Origin of the sequence: Kitasatospora sp. NPDC059817 (assembly GCF_042731835.1) — a bacterium.
Classification (GTDB): domain Bacteria; phylum Actinomycetota; class Actinomycetes; order Streptomycetales; family Streptomycetaceae; genus Kitasatospora.
Genome location: NZ_JBHWIR010000143.1, coordinates 10,320 through 13,290, shown reverse-complemented (window position 1 = coordinate 13,290; position 2,971 = coordinate 10,320). Strand labels below are relative to the sequence as shown.

Here is a 2,971-nt window from a genome sequence, read left to right as displayed (position 1 = left end):
CGACTCGTCGGTGAGCACCCGCAGTATCCCTGCGGCCAGTGCGGGCGGGTCGGCCGCCGGCACGAGCAGGCCGTCGACGCCGTCGGTGATGACGTCGCTGATGCCGATGACGCGGGTGCCGACGACGGGCTTGCCGGCGCGCATCGCCTCGACCACGCTGAACGGCAGTCCCTCCGCCAGGGAGGGCTGGACCACCAGATCCGCCGCAGCATAGACGGCAGGCATCGCCTCGGCGCCGAAGTCCTGGCGGAGGGTGACCAGTTCTGCCACACCCTCGTGTTCGAGCCGGCCCCACACGCTCTTCTCGTACGCGTAGTCCGAGACCCTCCCCGCCAGGAGCACCCGCACCTCGGGCAGCTCCGCCGCGACCAGGGGAAGCGCCGCGGCCAGGTCGAGCTGGGCCTTGCGGGCGGACATCCGGCCCGGGAGGACGATCAGCCGCTGGTCGGGGGCGACGCCGAGTTCGGTGCGCAGTGCGGAGCGCAGGTTCCGGGCCACGTCGTCCGGCGGCGCGTCGGGAACGCCGTTGTGGACGAGTCTGATGCGGTCGGCGGGGGCGCCGAAGCGGGCGGCGCGCTCGGCGAAGAAGCGGCTGGGGACGAAGTGCATGTCGACGGGGAGGGTCTGGTACGACAGGCGGCACCGGCCGCGGCCGAACCGCTCCAGGTCGGGGTTCTGCTCGTGCAGCGAGCACACCAGTGCGGCGTCCGTTTCGAGCGCCACGATGCTCGCGAGGATGAGCGTCTCATGGCTGTTGGCGTGGACGACGTCGAAGCTCTCGCCCTGGAGCACGGCCCCCAGTTCGTCGAGGACGGAGTACTGCATCTGTCGCCATCTCACCTTGTCCCGGGCGTCCACGCGGTCCGCGAAGTCGCGCAGCCGCACGACCCGCCCCGCGTCCTCCTCGCGCTCCCCGGGCAGGTCGTCCAGCCATGACCCGTCGGTCGCGATGACGACGTCGTGGCCGTCGGCCACCAGCCCTTCGCACAACAGCCGCGCATAGGTCTCGGCCCCGCCGTGCAGGGGCTCGTAACTGGAGGTCAGCATCAGGACTTTCATCGGTCCGCCCTTTCGGTGAGCCAGGGAATGAGCCCACGGCCGGCGTCCTCGCCGGCCTCGCGCAGCGAATCGGGAGTGCCCACGTCCCGCCAGTAGCCGGTGAGCCGGTGCGCCCCCACGCGTTCGCCGGCGGCCATCAGTGCGGGGGCGAGCTCCCTGGCGTAGTCGTAGACGACGCCTTCGGGGATGTGCGCGATGATGCGGGGGTCCAGGCAGTACACGCCGGCGCTGATCCAGTGCGTCTCGTCGTCGGGGACGTCGGGCTTCTCCCGGGCGCCGCGGATCCGACCATCGGGGTCGATGTCCAGCACGCCGTAGCGGCGGGCCTGCCGGATCCGCGTACAGGCGAACGTCAGGGCGTACCCTCCGCGCGTGTGCGCGTCGACGAGCCGTTGGAGCGGCTCGCCCATGATGACGTCGCAGGACGTGACGAGCACGGCGTCGAAGGCGGCGAGTTCCTCGTGGAACAGCCGCAGTGCCCCGGCGGGCCCGGTGAGGCGGGGCTCGGTCCGGGCGTGGACGGGCACCTTCACCGTGGTGCCGTCGAGGAAGCGAAGGACCTGCTCGGCCTGGTAGTGCAGATTGAGGTAGACGTCCGTGACGTCGGTCTCGGCACACCGGTCCAGCAGGTGTCCCAGCAGCGGCCTGCCCGCCAGGGGCAGGAGCGGCTTGGGCGTCTGGGCGGTGAGTGCTCCCATCCGGCTGCCGCGCCCGGCTGCCAGGATCATCCCCGCCAGCCTCATCCCGTCTGCCCCGTCTGCCCCGTCTGCCCCGTCTGCCCGGTCTGACCGGTCTGCCCCGCCTCGGGCGAGGCCTCCGTCGGCAGGGGGCGTGCGGCCAGCCAGGACACGACGGAGTCGACCCCGTCCTCCAGCGTCGTCCGGGCGGTCCAGCCCAGTTGGGCCTGGGCACGGGAGGGATCCAGGCACCCCCTGCGCACTTCTCCCGCCAGCGGCGGCCCGAAGCGGGGCGGCAGCGAACGGCCGGTCCGCTTCTCGACCGCCTGGTGGATGTCCAGGACCGAACTCTCCCCACCCTTACCGATGTTGATCAGACCGTGCCCCTGGTCCATGGCCCGCACGAACGCATCGGCCACATCGCTCACATGCACGTAGTCGCGCGTCTGCAGGCCGTCCCCGTTGATGACACAGGTCTGCCCGGAGAGCATGCGCTGCGCGAAGATGGAGACGACTCCCGCCTCACCGAACGGGGTCTGGCGGGGGCCGAAGACGTTGCCGAGGGCGAGCGCGACGTAGTCCAGGCCGTAGGTCTCGTGGTAGAGGCGCAGATAGTCGACGGCGACGGACTTGGTCAGTCCGTAGAAGGAGCTGGGCACACGGCCCGCGGATTCCTTGATGGGCACCCCGTCCTCACCGGCGGGCCCGTAGATCGTCCCGCCGCTGGAGGCGAACACGACCTTGCGGCTGCGGCTGCGCCGCGCCGCTTCGAGCATCCGGACCAGGCCGATGACGTTGACCTGGGCGTCCAGCAGGGGATCCCGCATCGACACCTTCACGCTGAACTGCGCGGCCAGCAGCAGCAGCACCTCGGGCGCGAAGTCCTCCACCGCGGCCGCGGTGGACTCGTCGACCACGTCGGCCGTGAGAATGCTCAACTCGGGCCAACGGGCCTCGCTCTCGGCGAGATTGGCCCGATCGCCCGTGGAGAAGTCGTCCACCACCAGGACGCGGTGTCCCTGGGCGCACAACCGGTCGACGATGTGCGAGCCGATGAACCCGCCGCCACCCGTGACGACAACCTTGCTCATACCTTGGTCCCCTCTCGTGGTTCGCGAATGTGTGTCACACCCGGAGCGGCCGGGCCACCCGGGGGTACCCCGTGTCCCCCCCCCACCCCGACGTCGTACTGGTGTTTGGGCCCGGCCGCGGGGGGCCGGGGACAACCAACGCAG

Annotated in this window: 2 protein-coding genes and 1 pseudogene; all 3 read right to left on the bottom strand. The window is 71.1% G+C overall.

What is annotated here, in order from left to right; genetic code table 11:
• Positions 1-1,047 (bottom strand): annotated as a pseudogene (locus ACFV61_RS26015) (glycosyltransferase family 4 protein); the annotation flags it as partial.
• Between the two features lie 8 nt (positions 1,048-1,055).
• Positions 1,056-1,787 carry an NDP-sugar synthase gene (locus ACFV61_RS26010; protein ID WP_380380404.1) on the bottom strand — a complete coding sequence of 244 codons (732 nt, stop codon included), beginning with the start codon at positions 1,785-1,787 and terminating at the stop codon, positions 1,056-1,058.
• 11 nt (positions 1,788-1,798) lie between these two features.
• Positions 1,799-2,827: an NAD-dependent epimerase/dehydratase family protein gene (locus ACFV61_RS26005; RefSeq protein WP_380380402.1), complete on the bottom strand. Its 1,029-nt coding sequence runs from the start codon at positions 2,825-2,827 to the stop codon at positions 1,799-1,801.
• Between the last annotated feature and the right edge of the window lie 144 nt (positions 2,828-2,971).

Bases quoted from the DNA above. Each gene is read 5' to 3' on its own strand.
- ACFV61_RS26005 (WP_380380402.1), bottom strand. From the start codon at position 2,827: ATGAGCAAGGTTGTCGTCACGGGTGGCGGCGGGTTCATCGGCTCGCAC.
- ACFV61_RS26010 (WP_380380404.1), bottom strand. From the start codon at position 1,787: ATGATCCTGGCAGCCGGGCGCGGCAGCCGGATGGGAGCACTCACCGCC.